We start from the raw sequence: 16955 nt of genomic DNA, 5'->3' as shown, positions 1-16955 counted from the left end.
CGACCGATGAGCGGCGAATGAGGAATACATGAGCAAGACTAACGAATCCCTGATGCAACGCCGCCATGCAGCCGTCCCGCGTGGCGTTGGTCAGATCCACCCGATCTTCGCTGCTTCGGCGAAGAACGCGACCGTTACCGACGTGGAAGGTCGTGAGTTCATCGACTTCGCGGGCGGTATCGCCGTTCTGAACACCGGTCACCTGCACCCGAAGATCATCGCCGCCGTGCAAGAACAGCTGACCAAGCTGAGCCATACCTGCTTCCAGGTGCTGGCCTACGAGCCTTATGTCGAGCTGTGCGAGAAGATCAACGCCAAAGTGCCGGGTGATTTCGACAAGAAAACCCTGCTGGTGACCACCGGTTCCGAAGCGGTGGAAAACGCCGTGAAGATCGCCCGTGCTGCGACCGGTCGTGCGGGCGTTATCGCCTTCACCGGCGCTTACCACGGCCGCACCATGATGACCCTGGGCCTGACCGGCAAAGTCGTGCCTTACTCGGCCGGCATGGGCCTGATGCCGGGCGGTATCTTCCGTGCGCTGTACCCGTGCGAACTGCATGGCGTGAGCGTTGACGATTCCATCGCCAGCATCGAGCGCATCTTCAAGAACGACGCCGAGCCCAAGGACATCGCTGCAATCATCATTGAGCCGGTTCAGGGCGAAGGTGGTTTCTACGTGGCGCCGAAGGCCTTCATGCTGCGTCTGCGCGAGCTGTGCGACAAGCACGGCATTCTGCTGATCGCTGACGAAGTGCAGACCGGCGCGGGTCGTACCGGCACGTTCTTCGCGATGGAGCAGATGGGCGTTGCGGCTGACCTGACTACTTTCGCCAAGTCCATCGCAGGCGGCTTCCCGCTGGCGGGCGTATGCGGCAAGGCTGAATACATGGACGCCATCGCACCCGGCGGTCTGGGCGGCACCTATGCCGGTAGCCCGGTGGCCTGTGCTGCGGCACTGGCGGTGCTGGACATCTTCGAAGAAGAGCACCTGCTGGAGCGCTGCAAGGCGGTTGGCGAGCAGTTGGTGACCTCGCTCAAGGCGATGCAGGCCAAGTACCCGGTTATCGGTGAAGTGCGTGCGCTGGGTGCGATGATCGCTGTCGAGCTGTTCGAAGACGGCGATTCGCACAAGCCTAACGCCGCTGCTGTGGCTCAGGTGGTTGCCAAGGCGCGTGACAAGGGTCTGATTCTGCTGTCCTGCGGTACTTACGGCAACGTATTGCGCGTGCTGGTGCCGTTGACTGCCGAAGACGAATTGCTGAACCGCGGCTTGGCCATTCTCGACGAATGCTTTGCTGAAATCGCGTAAAAAGTGTGAAGTCATGAATTGATTAATTTATGACCAAACAGACAAAAAAAGCCCGTTTCGACGGGTTTTTTTTGCGTTTGAGCAGGGTATTTCGCTGTTTTGGGTATATCCGGACGTTTGCATTGGCTAAGGTGATCGCATTGACATCGGAGAGTCATGATGACCGCTGTAGTTTTGCCCGCCGTTCCTCGCGTACTGATAGCCGAGTCTGATCCATGGGTTCGCGAGACGCTTAGCGACCTGGTGTTGGACGTGCGTGCGGATATCGAGCTGGAGATGTGCACCGATGGCAAACAGGCCGTCGAGTGGATGAAAAAACACCTGCCGGACCTGATCATCGCCGCCCGCGAGCTGCCGGGCATCGATGGCCTGAGCCTACTGCGGGGCGTGCGCAATCTGCGTCGTCAGCCCGCCATCCCGTTCATTCTGATCAGCAATCGCAATGACAGCGCCAGCGTGCGTGAGGTCGTGCCGCTGGCGCCGACTGCCTACCTGACCAAACCACTGAACACCGAAGGGCTGCGCCAGCGTCTTGAAGGCCTGTTGCTGGAACGCAGCGCCCCGGCTGCGGGTGCGGTGCCCGCGCTGACGCCGGGCCTGACCCTGACCAAGTTTCTCGACAAACGCCGTGATATAGCCGATGGCGCGCCGCTGTTCGTCGATGTCGCCACGGCGGTGACGCTCAGCCAGACCGCCAGCGGCATCGACGCCGCCTTGCTGGAGCAGGAGCTGCGCAACGATCCGCACATCACGGCAGTACTGATCGCAGCTGCCAATACGGCGGCGCAGCATCTGGGCAAGCCGATCCAGACCATGGGCGGGGCGCTGGCCATTCTCGGGCCGGTGCAGGGTGCCAATATCGCGTCAGGCCTGGCCAAAAAGCGTATGGCGGTGCTGACCAATGATGCGTTGCTGGCCAAGGCCCATGAGCTTTGGACTCTTTCGCAGCGCACGGCAGATTACGCACGCATTCTGGGCGGCATGCTGGAGCTGGATGCGGAGCGCTGCTTCAGCGCCGGGCTGTTGCAGTCGCTGGGTGACCTGGCGGTATTGGGTTGCCTGCAGGAGTGGCTGCTGGCTGGCGGCCAACTGGATGAGCAGGTGATCGGGCAGTCTCTGGAGCAGTACTCCGCGGCCTTCGGTTCTGCTCTGCGCACGCGCTGGCGTTTGCCGCTGGAACTGCGTGAGCTGATCGCTGCGGTGTATCAGTACAACACCGGCATCTACACGCGCGAAGTGCTGGCAATGAACCTGGCGGGGCAGATGGCGCGCCTGGGCGAGGAAGAAAGTGTCACCACGCTGATCAAGACCAAGTCGGCCAAACTGTTGAAGCTCAGCGTCGGTGACTTGCAGCGCCTGCGCAAGAAGCTGACGGGGGTGACGGATCCGAGTTTGCTGAGGCCGCTGACGACCGAAACTGAGGTGGCTGCCGAGGCGGTCGAAGATGGGTTGCTCGACGTGGCACCTGAGGCACCTGCTGAAGAGCCTGCTGCAATCGAGGATCCGGCAGCCGCTGTTCAGAGTTCGCCCGAGAAGTAAAACCCGACCGACGCCTTCGCGAGCAAGGCGAATCGCCGCCCAGCCGCTCCCTCAGGGCGTCATGCCGTGCGCGCTCCCACAAGATACCGCGTACTCCCGTAGGAGCGAACTTGTTCGCGAAGGCGGTATTCCTGACGCAGAAAAGCCATCGACTGCACCCGACTCTTCGCGAGCAAGCTCGCTCCCACAAGGTACCGCGTACTCCTGTAGGAGCGAGCTTGTTCGCGAAGGCTATATTCCAAACGCAGCCAATGCAGTGAATGTACCGCCCTCTTCGCGGACAAGTCCGCTCCTACAGGGCACCGCAGACTCCCACAGGGCTTGATGCTGTGTGCGCACTTGCTCGCGAAGGGGCCGGTACAACCACCGAAGATTTGCTGATCAGGCAGACCGTCTTCGCGAGCAAGCTCGCTCCCACAAGATACCTCGTGCTTCCGTGGGAGCGACCGGGGCGGCGATCCGCCTTGCTCGCGAAGGGGACAGTCGTGCTTTCTACATTCGAGAAGGCATTTCAGACCAGTACGATCTGGTTCTTGCCTTGGCGCTTGGCCTGATACATCGCGGCGTCGGCGCGGCCGTAGAGGGTTTCGAGGCTTGGGTCGTCCGCGCCCAGGTTAGTCAGGCCCTGGCTGGCGGTGATACTGAAGGTGGTGCCGCCGGACTGGAAATTCTGACGCTGGATCTCGCGTTGCAGGCGCTCGGCGATCTGCATGGCCATGTCCGGCGCGCAGCCGGGGAATACTGCGGCGAACTCTTCACCACCGATACGCCCGAACAGGTCACCACGCCTCAATGCCGAACGACCGCTTTCGGCGATGCGTTGCAGCACGGTATCGCCTTCCTGATGGCCGTAGGTGTCGTTCACCAGCTTGAAGTCATCGATGTCCAGCAGCAAAAACGCCAGCGGCGTACCGTTGAGGCGAGCCAGTTCGAACTCGCGCTGGGCGCATTCGAAAAAGTGCCGGCGGTTGCTGCTCTGGGTCAGCACATCGGTGGTCGCCAGGCGTTGCAGCTCATCCTCGAGGTGCTTCTTCTCGGTGATGTCTTCGGCGATGCCCACCACGATCAGACGCTGGCTGGCGTCGGCGCGATGACTGACGAAGCATTTATCGCTGAGCCAGCGTACTTCGCCATCCGCACGAATGATCCGGTACTCGCGGTCCTCGATCGAGCCTTTCTCGATGACCTCGTTCAGGCTGCGCTCGGCGTAGTTCAGGTCATCGGGGTAGATGCTGTCGCGCCACTCACTGTAGTCAGCCAGCAGCAGGCCCGCCGAACGACCGAAGATGCGCTCGTAGGCCGGGCTGACATAGATCATGTGCTGGGTTTCCCAGTCGAACGCCCACAAAACAGCGTTCACGCTCACCAGCAACGAGCTGAACAATTGTTCGCGCTCGCTCAGACGTGCGACTTCTGCCTGAGCGTGCATCAGGGCTAACAGGGTTTCTGCGGCTGCGGGCATATCAGTGATCGGTGAGCCGGGTAGGGAAGTGAAAGGCTGCTTTTCCATAAGAACCATCTCAAACGTTTACGGCCAGTAAGGCGCCCTATCCCGATTGGCGGGAAAGTTGATGAGATAGATGGGGAGGGGATAAGTTCCGGGACCGGCGCGCCAGGGGATGGCGCGCCGATCAACGGTTCAGGCGTGTGCGGGGCGTAGCGAGTAGGTTTTCAGCTGGTCGGCGAACTCGCGCAGGGACTGAATACCGCTGGCTTCGGCCTCGTGAATCCACTCTTTCATGGCCGACAGCATGTCGTGACCGTTGCTGCTGGTCTTGACCCAGATCTGTTGCAACGCGAGGCGTTTTTCATAGATCACTTTCAGCGCATGGCTGTGTTCCAGCATGGTCTGGATGCGCAGGTGATGCCTGTCATCGAGCAGGCTGGTCTCACGCGACAGCAGGCGTTTGGCACGACGGAACTGATGACGCACCGACTCGTCGGCCTTGCCGAGTTCCTGAGTAACCAGCGGCGCGATGACCAGCTTGCGGTACTGCGCCATGATCTGGAAACGGTTGTTGAGGATCGCCATCGCGGTGTCCATGTCCATATGGCCCTTGCCTTCGACCCGATGGGCGATAGGCGCGACCCGCTGGACCTTGGCCAGACCCAGGAAGCTGAACACTTTGATCCATGCCCAGCCCATGTCGAACTCCCAGGGCTTGACCGACAGCTTGGCCGAGTTGGGGTAGGTGTGGTGATTGTTGTGCAGTTCTTCGCCGCCGATCACGATGCCCCACGGCACCAGATTGGTGGCTGCATCGCGGCACTCGAAGTTGCGATAGCCGACCGCATGACCCAGCCCGTTGACCACACCGGCAGCCCAGAAGGGAATCCACATCATCTGCACGGCCCAGACCGTGATACCGAGCGCGCCGAACAGCGCCACGTCGATGACCGCCATCAAAGCGATGCCCAGCAGCTTGTAGCGCGAGTACAGATTGCGCTCGATCCAGTCTTCCGGGCAGTTCTTGCCGTAGATCCGCAGGGTGTCCTGGTTCTGCGCTTCCTCGCGGTACAGCTCTGCGCCCTTGCGCAGTACCGTAGACAGACCCTTGACGACCGGGCTGTGCGGGTCGTCGACGGTTTCGCATTTTGCGTGGTGTTTGCGGTGGATGGCTGTCCACTCGCGGGTGTTCTGGGCAGTGGTCAGCCACAGCCAGAAGCGGAAGAAGTGTTTCAGACCCGCATTGAGCTCCAGGGAGCGGTGGGCTGAATAGCGGTGCAGATAGACCGTAACGCCAATGATCGTTATATGGGTCATGACCAGCGTGACCGCTATTAACTGCCAGACGGAAAGGTCGAGCAAACCGTTGTACCACATAGGCTGTTTGGCCCTCGTAGAAATACCTGTGAAGAAAAAAGTCGCAACGGCATTATCACTGACATGGCTCAGAAAACCAGTCACCCTTGCAGATAAGCGTCGCAGGATGTTTCTTGCTTTATAATCCAGACCTTTCGTAAGGCTCGGTTTTTTATGTCCGATTATTCCCGTAACGCGCTGCGAACCGCCGTTCTGTATGGGCTGCTGTCGATTCTGTGGTTCGCGACAGGCAGCGCCCTGCTGTCTTTTTTCGTCAAGGATCCGGCTCGACTGTCCGTCGGACAACAGATGATCGGTTACGGCTGGGCGTTGCTCAGCACCGTGATGATCTTCATTGCACGTGACAAATTGAAGGCCATCGTCGGCGGCGAAGCGCTGTTCGAGCGCCAACAACAGGACTATGACCGGCTGCTGCTGGCGGCGGTAGTGTTCGACAGTACGCGTGAGGGCGTGCTGGTCAGTGATGCCGAAGGGCGTATTGTCCATGTAAATCGTGCGTTTGTGGACATCACTGGCTATCAGGCCGACGAGGTGCTGGGTTTCAACCCCAGCAAGTTCAAGTCCGGTCGTCATGGCCCCGAGTTTTATCGGCAGATGTATCACTCACTGCAGAGTGCCGGGCAGTGGAGCGGAGAGATCTGGAACCGGCGCAAAAGCGGCGAGATCTATCCGCAATGGCAAACCATCCGCTGCATCAAGGGTGAAGACGGGCAGGCCAGGCATTTTGTGGCGGTGTTTTCCGATATTACCGCCATCAAGCGCTCCGAGCAGGAGCTGGCGCAACTGGCCCATTACGATGCGCTGACCGAGTTGCCTAATCGTCTGCTGCTGACCGACCGTATCAGCCAGGCGCTGACCTCGGCGCGCTCCAGCAAGCGCGGCTGTGCGCTGCTGGTGGTCGACCTGGACAACTTCAGAAACATCAACGACAGCCTTGGCCATAACATCGGCGACGAAGTGCTCAAGGCGGCAGCCGAACGTCTCAATGCGCTGGCCGACAGCGGTATGACGGTCTCGCGGCTGGGCGGTGACGAATTCGCGCTGCTGGTCAAAAACTGTACGCACATGTTGCATGCCGCAGCGCTCGCGCAGCAGGTGATCAATGCCTTCAAAGCGCCGTACCCGATTGGCGGGCATCAGTTGTTCGTCACGGCCAGTATCGGTATCAGCCTGTTTCCCGGTGACGCGCTGACGGCCGAGCAATTGTTGCGCAATGCCGACTCGGCGCTGTTCAAGGCCAAGACCGATGGCCGCGAAGGGTTTGCGCTGTACACCGAAGAGCTGACCGCCCACGCCCAGCAGCGGGTGCAACTGGCCAGCGAGCTGCGCCAGGCCATCGAGCAGGACCAATTGCGGGTGTTCTACCAACCGGTTTACGACCTGGTAACCGGACGTATTTGCGCGGTCGAAGCGCTGGTGCGCTGGCAGCACCCGACTCGTGGCATGGTTTCGCCCGGCGATTTCATCCCTATCGCCGAACAGAACGGGCTCATCGCCGATATCGATGCCTGGGTATTGAACACTGCCTGTCGGCAAATGCAGGCATGGCTGGCAGAAGGCGTCTCGATTGCGTCCGTCGCGGTCAACGTGTCCAGCCGCCTGTTCAGTCGTGGTGATGTCGATCGGCGAGTGGCTGAGGTCTTGAACGAGACCGGCCTCGATCCGGCATTTCTTGAGCTGGAAGTCACTGAAAGTGCCGTCATGGAGGACCCTGAACAGGCCATCAAGCAATTGCATCGCCTGCGTGAACTGGGCCTGAGTCTGGCCATCGATGACTTCGGCACAGGCTACTCATCGCTGCTGCGGCTCAAGAGCATGCCGGTGCAGAAGCTCAAGATCGACCAGGGTTTCGTGGCCGGGCTGCCGGGCGACGTGGATGACATCGCGATTGTACGGACGGTCATCGCGCTGGCTTCGAGCCTGGGCATGCGTGTACTGGCGGAGGGGATCGAACACGCCAGTCAGGCTTCATTCCTGTTAAGCAACGGTTGCGAGTTGGGCCAGGGCTACTGGTTTGCCCGGCCCATGGCGGCACAGTCGATTGACTGGACGCACGCGCCCGCGTTCAACTAGTTCAGGCCCTCACTGATAACGCGGGTCAGGGTGTGCAATGCACCCTGAGTGGCTCCCACCCTTATAAAGTCTTTTTGGTTATATCTGCATTCTTAAATAGTCTTTTTAAGAATATCCGCACCTCACTATTATTGCCTCACCGCCATATGCCATCGCCCCCAGTCGCGACGGCAGGCCTCTCACTTCTCAAGGATTAAGACAATGAGCGCATCTCTACGTAGTGTTGACGGTCAGGACGAAGCAGCCATTCTGCGTGAAATTCAGAGTGCGTTGCGTGACCTGCGTTTTGGTGCCGTCGAAATCACCGTGCACAACGCACAGGTGGTGCAGATCGAGCGCAAGGAAAAGTTTCGTTTGCAGAACCCCGCCAAGCAGAACTGAAGCGGCAATCACCCGACTGGTCAACCGGAGGGTTTCATCCTGACTCCTGATACCCCCCTGAAAAACAGCAACGCGCCCGTGCGAATGCCGTTCTGACGCGCCAAGAAATCAAAAAAGCCAACACACAGCATTTCCAGGAGCTTCAATCTATGTCCATTCGCCGTTTTGCGCTGGCGGCTCTCGCCAGTGCTGTTTTCGCAGGCTCGGCTGTCGCCAAGGATTACGAACTGCTCAACGTGTCCTACGATCCGACCCGAGAGCTGTACCAGGATTACAACGCAGAATTCGTCAATTTCTGGAAAAAATCCCATCCGGACGACAAGGTCGAGATCAAGCAATCCCACGGCGGCTCGGGCAAGCAGGCGCGTGGCGTGATTGATGGCCTGCGCGCTGACGTAGTGACCCTGGCACTGGCCGGTGATATCGACGAAATCGCCAGGCTCGGCAAGACGCTGCCCGAAAACTGGCAGACCCGTCTGCCGGACGCGAGCACGCCGTACACCTCGACCATCGTGTTTCTGGTGCGCAAGGGCAACCCGAAAGGCATCAAGGACTGGGGCGACCTGACCAAGGAAGGCGTCTCGGTGATCACACCGAACCCGAAAACCTCCGGCGGTGCGCGCTGGAACTTCCTGGCCGCCTGGGCCTACGGCCTGAAGGCGGGCGGCGGTGACGAAGCCAAGGCCAAGGAATACGTGCAGACGCTGTTCAAGCACGTGCCGATCCTGGATACCGGCGCACGCGGTTCGACCATCACCTTCGTCAACAATGGTCAGGGTGACGTGCTGCTGGCGTGGGAAAACGAAGCGTTCCTGGCGTTGAAAGAAGACGGCGGCAAGGACAAGTTCGACATCGTCGTACCTTCGCTGTCGATCCTTGCCGAACCTCCTGTCGCCGTGGTCGACAAGAACGCCGAGAAGAAGGGCAACACCGAAATCGCGACTGAATACCTCAAGCACCTGTACAGCAAGGAAGGTCAGGAAATTGCTGCGAAAAACTTCTATCGTCCACGTGATGCCGAAGTGGCCGCCAAGTACGAGAAGCAATTCCCGAAACTCGATCTGGTGACTATCGACAAAGACTTTGGTGGCTGGAAAACTGCGCAGCCGAAGTTCTTCAATGACGGCGGCGTTTTCGACCAGATTTATCAGGCGCAATAAGCCGAAATGAGGATGCCGCCCGAGCGGTATCGCAGGCTTGGCCAAACAGCCCGGATTAACCTCCGGGCTTCTTGCAAGTGAAACCAGGGACTTTTATGTCGCGTCGTATCTCCCCCGTCATACCCGGCTTCGGGCTGACGCTGGGCTACACCTTGGTGTACCTCAGTCTGATTGTGCTAATACCGCTCGCCGCCATGTTCGTACATGCCGCGCAGCTCACCTGGGATCAGTTCTGGACCATCATCACGGCACCACGCGTGATCGCGGCACTCAAGCTGAGCTTCGGCACCGCCTTTTACGCAGCCCTCATCAACGGTGTGATCGGCACACTGCTGGCCTGGGTGCTGGTGCGCTACACCTTCCCCGGGCGCAAGGTCATCGATGCGATGATCGATCTGCCATTCGCCCTGCCCACCGCAGTGGCCGGTATCGCCCTGACAGCGCTGTACGCGCCCAATGGCTGGGTCGGCCAGTTCGCGGCTGATCTGGGTTTCAAGATCGCCTACACCCCGCTGGGTATCACCCTGGCGCTGACCTTCGTCACCCTGCCGTTCGTGGTGCGCACCGTGCAGCCTGTGCTGGCCGATATCCCCAAGGAAGTCGAAGAGGCCGCTGCCTGCCTGGGCGCGCGTCCGTTACAGGTGTTTCGCCATATCCTCGTACCGGCGTTGCTGCCTGCCTGGCTGACCGGCTTCGCCCTGGCGTTTGCCCGTGGCGTGGGCGAGTACGGTTCGGTGATTTTCATTGCCGGCAACATGCCGATGAAAACCGAGATCCTGCCGCTGCTGATCATGGTCAAGCTCGACCAGTACGACTACACCGGCGCAACCGCTATCGGCGTGATGATGCTGGTGGTGTCCTTCATTCTGCTGCTGCTGATCAACCTGCTGCAGCGGCGCATTGAAACCCCATCCTGAGGAGGCGCAGAACATGTCTTATTCATCTGTCTCAGCCGCCGCCTCTGCTAACGCCGCCCGTCGTGGCAGCGCGGTGTCGCGACGCATTCTGATCGGCCTGTGCTGGCTGGTGTTCGTCATGTTTCTGGGGCTGCCACTGTTCATCGTGGTGTCCCAGGGCCTGAAAAACGGTCTGGGCGCGTTCTTTACCGCGATCATCGAGCCGGACGCGCTGTCGGCGCTGAAGCTGACGGTTATTGCGGTACTGATCTCGGTGCCGCTCAATCTGGTATTCGGCGTCAGCGCCGCATGGTGCGTGAGCAAATACTCGTTCCGTGGCAAGAGCATTCTGGTCACGCTGATCGACCTGCCGTTCTCGGTGTCGCCGGTCATCGCCGGTCTGGTTTACGTGCTGATGTTCGGTGCGCAGGGGCTGTTCGGGCCGTGGTTGCAGGATCACGACATCCAGATCGTCTTCGCCCTGCCGGGTATCGTGCTGGCGACCATCTTTGTCACCGTGCCGTTCGTTGCGCGTGAGCTGATCCCGCTGATGCAGGAGCAGGGCACTCAGGAAGAAGAGGCCGCACGGCTGCTGGGCGCCAATGGCTGGCAGATGTTCTGGCACGTCACGGTGCCGAACATCAAATGGGGCCTGATCTACGGCGTGGTGCTGTGTACGGCACGGGCGATGGGTGAGTTTGGCGCGGTGTCGGTGGTTTCCGGGCACATTCGCGGCGTCACCAACACCCTGCCGCTGCACGTCGAAATCCTCTACAACGAGTACAACCACGTTGCCGCCTTTGCCGTGGCGAGCCTGTTGCTGATCCTGGCGCTGTTCATCCTGCTGCTCAAGCAGTGGAGCGAATCCCGCATTAACCGTCTGCGCCATAACGCGGCGGAGGAATAATCATGTCGATCGAAGTCCGTAACGTCAGCAAGAACTTCAACGCCTTCAAGGCCCTGAACAACATCAGTCTGGACATCCAGAGTGGCGAGCTGGTGGCGTTGCTCGGCCCGTCAGGCTGCGGCAAGACCACCCTGCTGCGCATCATTGCCGGTCTGGAAACCCCGGATGACGGCAGCATTGTGTTTCATGGCGAAGATGTGTCCGGTCACGACGTGCGTGATCGCAACGTCGGGTTCGTGTTCCAGCATTACGCGCTGTTCCGCCACATGACGGTGTTCGATAACGTCGCGTTCGGCCTGCGCATGAAGCCCAAACGCGAGCGCCCGAACGAGACACGGATCGCCGAGAAGGTCCATGAGCTGCTGAACATGGTGCAGCTGGACTGGCTGGCCGACCGTTATCCGGAGCAGCTGTCGGGTGGACAGCGCCAGCGCATTGCCCTGGCCCGCGCCCTTGCGGTCGAGCCCAAGGTACTGTTGCTGGACGAGCCTTTCGGCGCGCTGGACGCCAAGGTCCGCAAGGAGCTGCGTCGCTGGCTGGCGCGCCTGCACGAGGACATTAACCTGACCTCGGTGTTCGTGACTCACGATCAGGAAGAAGCCATGGAAGTGGCCGATCGCATCGTGGTGATGAACAAGGGTGTGATCGAGCAGATCGGCTCGCCGGGCGAGGTCTACGAGAACCCGTCCAACGACTTCGTCTACCACTTCCTCGGCGACTCCAATCGCCTGAGCCTGGGCGAGGAGGGTCACCTGCTGTTCCGTCCGCATGAGGTGTCGCTGTCCCGCCAGGAAATCGAAGACCACCACGCCGCCGAAGTCCGCGACATCCGCCCACTGGGCGCGACGACGCGGGTCACCCTTAAAGTGGAAGGGCAGAGCGAACTGATCGAAGCCGAAGTGGTGAAAGACCACGACAGCCTGGTGGGCCTGGCCAAGGGCGAGACGCTGTTCTTCAAACCGAAGGTCTGGCAGAAGCTTTAAGCCCGCCCTCCAGCTATCGTTCCCATGCTCCGCGTGGGAATGCCTTTCTGGACGCTCTGCGTCCGATCTTGAGTGCGCGGTGTCAGCACGGGCATATGACGCAGAGCGTCACGAACTGCATGCCAACGCGGAGCATTGGCACGATAGTCACCTCACGACTTCCATCATTCCCGCGCTCCGCGTTGGCACGATAGTCGCTTCACGATTTTTATCGTTCCCATGCTCCGCGTGGGAATGCCCTTCTGGACGCTCTGCGTCCTCGGGCTGTTATCGCACGGACAACGCCAGCATGAACGCCGCGACGATGCCGCATACGGCGAACAGTTGTTGCAGGCGTGGGCCGGCGAGGTAGCGGGCGACTTGTCTGCCGATGATCAGGCCGACGACTGCACCCAGCGCAAACGGCGCACCAACCGCCCAGTGCATCACCCCGCTCAGTGACGCGGTGATAACGCTGCCCGTCGAGACCAGGGCGATCACCGCCAGTGACGTCGCCACTACACTCTTCATATCCAGGTCGCTGTAGCGGGTCAACGCCGGAATGATCACGAACCCGCCGCCAACCCCCAACAAACCAGACAGCAACCCGGAGCCCACGCCGGTCAGCGTCAGTGCGCGCAGGCAGGGCATGGTCCAGCGCAGGCGGCCCTGCAACGGGTTGAGCACGCAGGGCAGGATCTCTGCGCGCGGCGCCGGCTTTCCGTGGCGCAATTCGCGGCTGGCCCTGATGAACATGCGTCCACAGGCGTACAGCAGCACAACCGAAAAGACCAAGGCCAGCGGCGTATTGGGCAGTCGATGAGCGAGCCACAGGCCCAGAGGCGCCATCAGTACGCCAATGGACGCGATGTACCCGGCCGCGCGGTAGCGCACGATGCCCTGGCGCAGCCCCAACACCGCACCGATCCCCGCCGCCAGCCCTACGGCCAGCAGACCGACAGGTGCCGCTTCGACAATCGACAGACCGAGACCGAAGACCAGCAGCGGCACGGCGAGAATGCCGCCCCCTGCTCCGGTCAGCGCCAGTACCATGCCGATGATGGTTCCCAGACCAACGCCCAGTAACTGATGCTCATCCATGCCGGGTGTCAGCCTTTTTCGGTTTGGCCAGCCATTCACGGCCCTTGAGCATGCCATGCCAGTATAGCGCGGGCAGCACTCGCGCTTTCAGCCACCAGGCCAGTCGGGTCGGCTGGCGACCCTCCAGCAGCCAGCGCGGAAAGCTCGGCGCGACCTTGCCGCCATAGGTGAATTCGGCCAGCACAATGCGGCCTTTCTCGACCGTCAACGGGCACGAGCCATAACCGTCATACACAGCGGATTCACCCCGACGACCCAGCGCGACCAGCACGTTGTTGGCCACCACCGGCGCCTGCTTGCGTGCCGCTGCAGCGGTCTTGGCATTGCTGGTATTGGTGACATCGCCCAAGCCATGCACATTGGCGAACTGGCGGTGCTTCAGCGTGGCAGGGTCCACGTCCACCCAGCCTGCGGCATCGGCCAGCGGGCTGCTGCGGATGAAGTCGGGGGCAATCTGCGGCGGCACTACGTGCAACATTTCGAAGCTTTGCTCGACGGTCTCGCTGCTGCCATCGGCCTGCGTGCGGATGAACGTAGCACGCTTGCCAGGTCCGTCGACGGCGACCAGCCGATGGCTGAACCTGAGGTCGATGGCGTAGCTCTCGACGTACTTCATCAGCGCTGGCACATAGTCGGCGACACCGAACAGCACGCCACCGGCGTTGTAGAACTGCGTATCGATCTGCGCGAGACGGCCGCTTTTCAACCAGTGATCGCAGGATAGGTACATCGCCTTCTGTGGCGCACCGGCGCACTTGATCGGCATGGGCGGCTGAGTGAACAGCGCGCGGCCCTGTTTCAGATTCTGCACCAGCTTCCAGGTGTAGGGCGCCAGGTCATAGCGATAGTTGGAGGTCACGCCATTGGCCCCGAGCGTTTCCACCAGCCCGTCGATGGCCGACCAGTCCAGCTTCAGGCCGGGGCAGACCACCAGTTGCTGATAACCGAGCACGCGGCCGTCGCCCAGCGTCAGCGCATTGTGCTGCGGCTCGAAGGTCGCTACTCCAGCCTTGATCCACTGCACGCCTTTTGGAATCAGCGAAGCCATGCTGCGCGCCGTCGACTGCGGGGTGAAGATCCCCGCACCGACCATGGTCCAGCCGGGCTGGTAATAATGGGTATCGGCGGGGTCGACCAAAGTGATTTGCAGGGTAGCGTCGCGGGCGAGCAGGCTTGCGGCAGTGGCGATACCGGCAGCACCGCCACCGACGATCAGGATCTGACAGGTTGTTGTCGAAGCATTCATCACAGGGTTTCCCAAGGCGGGCAGCGGTCAAAGGGCATTGAGCGGGATCTTCAGGTAGACGACGCCGTTGTCTTCCGGCTCGGGAAAGTGTCCGCAGCGCATGTTGACCTGCACCGCAGGCAGCATCAGCACCGGCATGTCCAGCGTCGCGTCGCGGGCTTCGCGCATGCCGACGAACGCGTCTTCATCCACACCGTCGTGCACATGGATATTGCTGGCGCGCTGCTCGGCAACCGTGGTCATGTATTTCAGCTCACGGCCATTGGGCAGGTAGTCGTGGCACATGAACAGCAGGGTCTCCGGCGGCAGCGCCAGCAGTTTCTTGATCGAGCGATACAGCGTGCGCGCATCGGCCCCCGGGAAGTCACACCGGGCGGTGCCGTAATCAGGCATGAACAGCGTATCGCCGACAAACGCGACCGTGGCGTCACCGACTTGCACCAGGTAACTCATGCACGCCGGCGTGTGCCCGGGCGTGTGCATGGCCTTGACCTCAAGCGTGCCGAGGGCGAACGACGCGTTGTCTTCCAGCAGCACATCGAACTGGCTGCCATTGCGCGCAAAGTCAGGCGGCGCGTTGAACAGCGTGCCGAAGGTTTCCTGCACGGCGGTGATGTGGCTGCCAATGACAATTTGCCCACCCAGCCTCTGTTTCAGATACGGCGCTGCCGAGAGGTGATCAGCGTGCACATGGGTTTCGAAAATCCACTGCACCGAGGCGCCCAGCGCCTGCGCCCGTTCGATCATCCGGTCGGCAGACTCGGTCCTGGTGCGGCCGGACTTGGGGTCGTAATCGAGCACGCTGTCGATCAGCGCACATTGCTTGCTGTGCAGGTCCATCACCAGATAGCTGATGGTCCAGGTATGCGTGTCGAAGAGCGCTTCGACATGGAGTTTTTCACCGATGATCATGTGCAATTCCCATGGCTGTAAATCGCCTCAAGGCCCGTTTGGCCAGGCCGGACGGTTGGCAGTCGTTGCCATGATGTCTCAATAACCATGCCAATCACTGCAAAGCCTGTTCAGCCCAGTAAATAAAGGCATTAGGAATTCTTTAAGAGCACCTGGATCGACTGACAAACCTGCGGACTGCCACATTCTGGCAGTCGTTTGGCAGTCCATGGCACACGCTGGCAGACGGATGGGTTAAGCTGCGCCCAGCCAACAGGAGCCCCCATGAACCTCATCGCCACCGATTTTCCCGGCAGTCGCATGCAGTCGCTGGTGTCATACCTCGAGCATGATCTGCGACCGACCATCGTGCTCGACACCGACTACAACATCATTGCCGCCAACACCGCCTACCAGCGCCAGTTCGGCGTCGAAGGCACGCCGCATGTGGGCGAGAAGTGTTATCGGGTGTCGCATCAGTTTGCGGTGCCGTGCGATCAGGCCGGCGAGCATTGCCCGATGCGCAAGGCCCATGAAACACGGCTTCCGGAGCGTCTGCTGCACATTCATCACACACCGCGCGGCCCCGAGCATGTGGATGTCGAGCTGCGGCCGATTCTCGATGATCAGGGTGAGGTGATCGCTTATGTCGAGCGACTGAGCTCGGTGGCGGTGGCATCCGTCCAACCGCAGCAACATGGGCTGGTGGGGCGCTCGGCGGCGTTCAAGGAGGTGCTGAGCGCTCTGCAACGTGCGGCGCCCGCGCAGATTCCGGTGTTACTGCAGGGCGAGTCGGGCACCGGCAAGGAATTGTTCGCGCGCGCACTGCACGCCAGCAGCGCCAGGTCCGCCGGGCCGCTGGTGGTGGTCGACTGCACGGGGCTTACCGAAACCCTGCTGGAGAGCGAGCTGTTCGGCTATGAGAAGGGCGCGTTCACTGGCGCATTGCAGCGCAAGACAGGTCTGGCCGAAGCCGCTCACGGCGGAACGCTGTTTCTTGATGAGATTGGTGAGGTGCCGCTGGCCATGCAGGTCAAGCTGTTGCGGCTGATCGAATCGGGCAGTTTTCGTCCGGTGGGCAGCCTGCGCACGGTGCACTCGGATTTTCGGCTGGTGGTGGCCACGCACAAACCGCTCCGGGAGATGGTCGCCGACGGCAGCTTTCGTCAGGATTTGTTTTACCGCATCAGCGCCTTTCCGATTCGCCTGCCGGCCCTGCGTGAACGCAGTGATGACCTGCCGCTGCTGATCGACAGCCTGCTGCAACGCATCGCGCCCGGCGCAGCGCCGCGTGTCGACGCCGAGGCCATGAAGCTGCTGAGTTTGTACAGTTACCCCGGCAACATTCGCGAGCTGCGCAACATACTCGAACGTGCCCGTTTATTTACCGACGACGGCATCATTCGCGCGCAGGACCTGCCCGCCGAGGTGCGCGGCCAGGGCGAAGCGGGTGGTGTGACGTACCGCCAGCAGGACGACGGCCTGGAGAAACTCGCCCATGCACTGCGAGTGTTCAATGGCTCGCGCAGTGAGCTGGCCAGAGAACTGGGGCTGAGCGAACGCACCCTGTACCGACGTTTGCGTGCCCTCGGCATTCCGCGTTGAAGCGTGAGGAACGATAACTGCAACTATCGTGCGGCGCTCCGCGTCGTATGCCTTTCCGGAC

Annotated in this window: 14 protein-coding genes; 9 read left to right on the top strand and 5 right to left on the bottom strand. The window is 60.9% G+C overall.

All coding sequences use genetic code 11. The features are described from left to right. Positions 1–28: 28 nt before the first annotated feature. Positions 29–1309, top strand: a complete 1281-nt coding sequence (gene gabT / locus PCPL58_RS02935) for a 4-aminobutyrate--2-oxoglutarate transaminase (RefSeq protein WP_054082315.1) — start codon at positions 29–31, stop codon at positions 1307–1309. Positions 1310–1465: 156 nt separating this feature from the next. Beyond that, positions 1466–2848, top strand: a complete 1383-nt coding sequence (locus tag PCPL58_RS02930; RefSeq protein WP_065348775.1) for an HDOD domain-containing protein — start codon at positions 1466–1468, stop codon at positions 2846–2848. Positions 2849–3359: 511 nt separating this feature from the next. Here the strand turns inward: PCPL58_RS02930 and PCPL58_RS02925 are convergent. Both PCPL58_RS02925 and desA read right to left on the bottom strand, forming a co-directional pair. Beyond that, a complete protein-coding gene (locus tag PCPL58_RS02925) occupies positions 3360–4358 on the bottom strand; it encodes a GGDEF domain-containing protein (RefSeq protein ID WP_032609721.1) in 999 nt (332 codons plus the stop codon). Between the two features lie 129 nt (positions 4359–4487). After that, positions 4488–5672, bottom strand: coding sequence for a delta-9 fatty acid desaturase DesA (gene desA / locus PCPL58_RS02920; protein ID WP_003367671.1), 1185 nt, complete (start codon positions 5670–5672; stop codon positions 4488–4490). Positions 5673–5825: 153 nt separating this feature from the next. Here desA and dibA point away from each other — a divergent pair, with 153 nt between their 5' ends. The 6 genes from dibA to PCPL58_RS02890 all read left to right on the top strand — a co-directional run bounded on the left by dibA (position 5826) and on the right by PCPL58_RS02890 (position 12072). Continuing rightward, complete coding sequence (gene dibA, locus PCPL58_RS02915) at positions 5826–7745, top strand: phosphodiesterase DibA (protein WP_065348774.1); 1920 nt, start codon at positions 5826–5828, stop codon at positions 7743–7745. A 201-nt stretch (positions 7746–7946) separates the two neighbouring features. Next, a complete protein-coding gene (gene oscA, locus PCPL58_RS02910; protein WP_003367675.1) occupies positions 7947–8126 on the top strand; it encodes a sulfur starvation response protein OscA in 180 nt (59 codons plus the stop codon). Positions 8127–8275: 149 nt separating this feature from the next. Continuing rightward, positions 8276–9286 (top strand): sulfate ABC transporter substrate-binding protein, encoded by a 1011-nt coding sequence (locus PCPL58_RS02905; RefSeq protein ID WP_065348773.1) that lies wholly within the window; start codon positions 8276–8278, stop codon positions 9284–9286. 95 nt (positions 9287–9381) lie between these two features. Then, positions 9382–10203 carry a sulfate ABC transporter permease subunit CysT gene (cysT, locus tag PCPL58_RS02900; RefSeq protein ID WP_003367677.1) on the top strand — a complete coding sequence of 274 codons (822 nt, stop codon included), beginning with the start codon at positions 9382–9384 and terminating at the stop codon, positions 10201–10203. A gap of 13 nt (positions 10204–10216) precedes the next feature. Next, positions 10217–11089 (top strand): sulfate ABC transporter permease subunit CysW, encoded by an 873-nt coding sequence (gene cysW / locus PCPL58_RS02895; RefSeq protein ID WP_065348772.1) that lies wholly within the window; start codon positions 10217–10219, stop codon positions 11087–11089. A 2-nt stretch (positions 11090–11091) separates the two neighbouring features. After that, positions 11092–12072, top strand: a complete 981-nt coding sequence (locus PCPL58_RS02890; RefSeq protein ID WP_002551393.1) for a sulfate/molybdate ABC transporter ATP-binding protein — start codon at positions 11092–11094, stop codon at positions 12070–12072. Positions 12073–12339: 267 nt separating this feature from the next. Here PCPL58_RS02890 and PCPL58_RS02885 read toward each other — a convergent pair whose 3' ends face one another. The 3 genes from PCPL58_RS02885 to PCPL58_RS02875 are packed head-to-tail and all read right to left on the bottom strand — an operon-like array spanning position 12340 to position 15310. Then, complete coding sequence (locus tag PCPL58_RS02885) at positions 12340–13152, bottom strand: sulfite exporter TauE/SafE family protein (protein WP_003435140.1); 813 nt, start codon at positions 13150–13152, stop codon at positions 12340–12342. Further along, positions 13145–14398, bottom strand: coding sequence for an NAD(P)/FAD-dependent oxidoreductase (locus PCPL58_RS02880; protein ID WP_065348771.1), 1254 nt, complete (start codon positions 14396–14398; stop codon positions 13145–13147). Before PCPL58_RS02880 ends, PCPL58_RS02885 begins: the two co-directional genes overlap by 8 nt. 27 nt (positions 14399–14425) lie before the next feature. Continuing rightward, positions 14426–15310, bottom strand: a complete 885-nt coding sequence (locus PCPL58_RS02875; protein WP_003435144.1) for an MBL fold metallo-hydrolase — start codon at positions 15308–15310, stop codon at positions 14426–14428. A gap of 264 nt (positions 15311–15574) precedes the next feature. Between PCPL58_RS02875 and PCPL58_RS02870 the strand changes: the two genes are divergently transcribed. Continuing rightward, the gene (locus PCPL58_RS02870; protein WP_003367682.1) at positions 15575–16894 is read left to right on the top strand and encodes a sigma-54 interaction domain-containing protein; all 1320 of its coding nucleotides are present in this window, start codon (positions 15575–15577) and stop codon (positions 16892–16894) included. Positions 16895–16955 lie beyond the last annotated feature (61 nt).

Origin of the sequence: Pseudomonas cerasi (assembly GCF_900074915.1) — a bacterium.
Lineage (GTDB): Bacteria > Pseudomonadota > Gammaproteobacteria > Pseudomonadales > Pseudomonadaceae > Aquipseudomonas > Aquipseudomonas cerasi.
This window is presented reverse-complemented; position numbering and strand designations above follow the sequence as displayed.

What these genes read in the sequence shown, in the direction of transcription:
- gabT (WP_054082315.1), top strand. Translation starts at nt 29, where the DNA reads ATGAGCAAGACTAACGAATCCCTGATGCAACGCCGCCATGCAGCCGTC.
- PCPL58_RS02930 (WP_065348775.1), top strand. Translation starts at nt 1,466, where the DNA reads ATGATGACCGCTGTAGTTTTGCCCGCCGTTCCTCGCGTACTGATAGCC.
- PCPL58_RS02925 (WP_032609721.1), bottom strand. Translation starts at nt 4,358, where the DNA reads ATGGAAAAGCAGCCTTTCACTTCCCTACCCGGCTCACCGATCACTGAT.
- desA (WP_003367671.1), bottom strand. Translation starts at nt 5,672, where the DNA reads ATGTGGTACAACGGTTTGCTCGACCTTTCCGTCTGGCAGTTAATAGCG.
- dibA (WP_065348774.1), top strand. Translation starts at nt 5,826, where the DNA reads ATGTCCGATTATTCCCGTAACGCGCTGCGAACCGCCGTTCTGTATGGG.
- oscA (WP_003367675.1), top strand. Translation starts at nt 7,947, where the DNA reads ATGAGCGCATCTCTACGTAGTGTTGACGGTCAGGACGAAGCAGCCATT.
- PCPL58_RS02905 (WP_065348773.1), top strand. Translation starts at nt 8,276, where the DNA reads ATGTCCATTCGCCGTTTTGCGCTGGCGGCTCTCGCCAGTGCTGTTTTC.
- cysT (WP_003367677.1), top strand. Translation starts at nt 9,382, where the DNA reads ATGTCGCGTCGTATCTCCCCCGTCATACCCGGCTTCGGGCTGACGCTG.
- cysW (WP_065348772.1), top strand. Translation starts at nt 10,217, where the DNA reads ATGTCTTATTCATCTGTCTCAGCCGCCGCCTCTGCTAACGCCGCCCGT.
- PCPL58_RS02890 (WP_002551393.1), top strand. Translation starts at nt 11,092, where the DNA reads ATGTCGATCGAAGTCCGTAACGTCAGCAAGAACTTCAACGCCTTCAAG.
- PCPL58_RS02885 (WP_003435140.1), bottom strand. Translation starts at nt 13,152, where the DNA reads ATGGATGAGCATCAGTTACTGGGCGTTGGTCTGGGAACCATCATCGGC.
- PCPL58_RS02880 (WP_065348771.1), bottom strand. Translation starts at nt 14,398, where the DNA reads ATGAATGCTTCGACAACAACCTGTCAGATCCTGATCGTCGGTGGCGGT.
- PCPL58_RS02875 (WP_003435144.1), bottom strand. Translation starts at nt 15,310, where the DNA reads ATGATCATCGGTGAAAAACTCCATGTCGAAGCGCTCTTCGACACGCAT.
- PCPL58_RS02870 (WP_003367682.1), top strand. Translation starts at nt 15,575, where the DNA reads ATGAACCTCATCGCCACCGATTTTCCCGGCAGTCGCATGCAGTCGCTG.